Source organism: Terrisporobacter sp., from assembly GCF_017888745.1.
Lineage (GTDB): Bacteria > Bacillota > Clostridia > Peptostreptococcales > Peptostreptococcaceae > Terrisporobacter.
Genome location: NZ_JAGHFM010000219.1, coordinates 1 through 2,983, shown reverse-complemented (window position 1 = coordinate 2,983; position 2,983 = coordinate 1). Strand labels below are relative to the sequence as shown.

The following is a 2,983-nucleotide window of genomic DNA, read 5'->3' as shown; positions in this document are numbered from 1 at the left end:
AATTGTAACAGTATAGATTAATAAAATATAATATAAAAAGTATTATATTTAAAATAAAACTTATGATTTTAAAGAGGATAGAATATTATATAAATTTACACCTAGAAAAAATGTATAATTAAAATGATTTAGTTTAAAAATTAAAAATATTCAGAAAATTAGTTGACATAAGAAAAGCATGGCACTATAATTTAATCATAATAGAAAATAAAAAGAAGTAGGGCCTGTTAAGGCCCCCTTAAATTTTTTGAAGTTATTTATTTTTAGATATGATAACTTTTTCTTGAACATTTTTGATAGAAAATATGCTATTTAAATAATTTACTTCAAAATTAGCAAATGCTGAAAACAAATCAATATCTCTCATAAGGTGAACCGTCATCAAGCTACTTTCTTTATTTATTCTTAAAAGTATAGATCTTACATATGGAAACTGAATTCTAGATTCAAATATATCCGATTTACCTATATTTATATCTACACACCTATAGTTGATATCTATGTATAAATCTATATCATTTTCTTCTTCTCTAATTACCCTATAATTAAAATCACTATCTAGTTTTAATTTTCCTATTTCGATCATTTTAACACCTCATTGTTAAATATTTTATATATAGTTAATATACAATATAATATATTTATTATAAATTTATCAATAAAAATCTCGTTTCAATTAAGCCACTTCGCGGGCACTCCACTTTATATCGTAGTGTCTTCGCCAGTTGCTCAAATAGTAAAGTTGAAAATTATATATTATTTACAAAATAGATAACATACAATTTACTTATAATTAAAAAAATAGAGAATAGTAAGTTTACTATTCTCTATTTAGCAAAAAACGTAGCTTCCACTGGGGGAATGAAAGCTTATATTGGGGGAGATTGAGTTAAATATTTAAATTACAATAGTATTATGGTCTTTAGATTGAAGATTTATACATAAAAACAAAAAAATCCAAAAGTTTTTAATACTTTTGGATTTTTTTAATTATCTTTTAGGATTTATAAATTTAGCTCCTAAATATTTTTTTATATCTTCATCTGAAGAAAAATCGTCGATAAGTATTTCACGATCAGAATCTTCTAATATAACTAAAACTTCAGTATTTCCTTTTAAGAATGCTTTTCTAACAGTTTCTTCTTTTACTTCTCTAGTTTTAGTTATTCCTTTTTTAGACTTTTCGAAATCTCTTGTGAAATAACTCTCCATCATATTGATAACTTTTGTATATCTGTTCATTTAGTAAGATACCTCCTACAATTTATAATAATAAATGTGATATAATAAGTTTTTGTATTAACCTAATAATTATAACAAGGAGAATCAACAATGGCTAGTATAAATAATAGAGATATTTTAAAAAGTATAGATTATGCTAATAATAACAAATTATTTGAAAATCTTAATTATATATATAATAATTTACCAAAAGGGAAATGCACTGGTTGTGGGAACTGTTGTATGGAATCTGTTGGTATTAACTTAATAGAATTTTTAAATATATTTAATTATCTAAAGGACAAAGAAGAATTAAGAAAAAAATCCTTAGAAAGAATAATAGATTATTATTTTATGGAATTTATGGAGAAAAAGTGTTGTCCATTTAGAGATGAAAATAATATGTGTGAAATTTATGAGGTAAGACCTTTAAACTGTAGACTTTTTGGACATTGGAAAAAGGAAGATTATAATAAGAATCTTAATGATGTAACTGAAAAAAATACACAATATAAGAACATAATGAAAGGTAAATATGGATTTGATATAAGTGATGAAGTAGTAAATTATAAAATTAAATACTGCGAAGACTTTGTACCAGACAATGGATATTTATCAAAAAGTGAAAGATTAAACTTTGCTGATGATGTTATGGTACTGGACTCAAAATTATTTATTGACGGTGTTATAGATATAGAATTTAGAGATAGAGGAATAGTAGAGTATTTTATTGATTCACTATTAGATCAAAATATGTCTTATAATATAAAGGTAAGGATTACTAAGGAAAAGGATAAATCTAGACGAGCAATATCAAGATTAAAAAGAATTTTAATTAAGTAAATAGAATGGTTGGTGGAGTAAGTGAGATTATCAAAAGTTAATGGAAACACTTATTATATCAGAGGGGGAACAAATACAGGTGTATATGTATTTGATGATAATAGCGCTCTTATTATAGACCCAGGTCTTTCAGGTATGAGACCAGCAAATATGAAATCTTTGTTAGAAGAAAATAATATTAAGATAAAATATGTAATTAATACTCATGAACATGAAGATCACTATGGGGGAAGTAGTCAATTAAAAGAAATTGATAATAGTATAGAGATTTTTGCATCAGAAAAAGCAAGAGTTTTTATAGATTATCCTGATATATATGTGGATTATACACTAGGAGGCAGAGGTAATAAATTCCTTTACTCAAAGTTAAGTAGAGGTAAAGGTCATTTAACTAAAGTGGATAAAATAATTGAAGAAGGTAATTTTGTATTAAATAATGAAGAATTTGAAATAATTAAGTTAAAAGGCCATAGCGAAGGAAGTGTTGGAGTTTTAACTAAAGATAAAGTTTTATTTGTGGGAGATTTATTTGTAGGAAATCATATTTTAAGTAAATTTGATTTATTACTGATATATGATGTACAAGGATATTTAGAGTCAATTAAAAAAATTGAAAATATAGATTTTGAATACATGGTTTTAGGTCATGCGAAGTCTATTCTAAATAAAGATGATGTGAAGCAGTATATAAAAAATCACGAAAAAGCAGTTTATAAATACTTAAATCAAATTAGAGAATTATTAGAAGAGCCAATAACGATAGATAATATTTTAAAAAGTATAATAAATGACAATGGATTGACCTGTAATTATAAAGAATACTATTCTTTTAGAAGTACAATTGTTTCTATGATAAGTTATTTAAGTGATCTAAATGAAATAGAATATGTGATAAAACAAGGAGAAATGCTTTATTATT

General features: G+C 24.2%; 4 protein-coding genes. 2 read left to right on the top strand and 2 right to left on the bottom strand.

Features of this window, described 5'->3' with window-relative positions; genetic code table 11:
* Positions 1-253: 253 nt before the first annotated feature.
* Positions 254-586, bottom strand: a complete 333-nt coding sequence (locus tag J7G74_RS10545; RefSeq protein ID WP_297135039.1) for a hypothetical protein — start codon at positions 584-586, stop codon at positions 254-256.
* A gap of 404 nt (positions 587-990) precedes the next feature.
* Entirely contained in the window at positions 991-1,242 is a 252-nt protein-coding gene (locus J7G74_RS10540) for a hypothetical protein (RefSeq protein ID WP_297135036.1), read from the bottom strand.
* A 90-nt stretch (positions 1,243-1,332) separates the two neighbouring features.
* On the opposite strand from J7G74_RS10540, the gene J7G74_RS10535 reads away from it, so the two are divergent.
* Together J7G74_RS10535 and J7G74_RS10530 are read left to right on the top strand one after the other, a co-directional pair.
* Complete coding sequence (locus J7G74_RS10535; protein ID WP_297135034.1) at positions 1,333-2,064, top strand: YkgJ family cysteine cluster protein; 732 nt, start codon at positions 1,333-1,335, stop codon at positions 2,062-2,064.
* Positions 2,065-2,085: 21 nt separating this feature from the next.
* A partial coding sequence (locus tag J7G74_RS10530) for an MBL fold metallo-hydrolase (protein ID WP_297135031.1) occupies positions 2,086-2,983 on the top strand: 898 nt, incomplete at its 3' end.

Excerpts from the sequence above, each read along its gene's own strand:
- J7G74_RS10540 (WP_297135036.1), bottom strand. The coding sequence starts at position 1,242 with ATGAACAGATATACAAAAGTTATCAATATGATGGAGAGTTATTTCACA.
- J7G74_RS10535 (WP_297135034.1), top strand. The coding sequence starts at position 1,333 with ATGGCTAGTATAAATAATAGAGATATTTTAAAAAGTATAGATTATGCT.
- J7G74_RS10545 (WP_297135039.1), bottom strand. The coding sequence starts at position 586 with ATGATCGAAATAGGAAAATTAAAACTAGATAGTGATTTTAATTATAGG.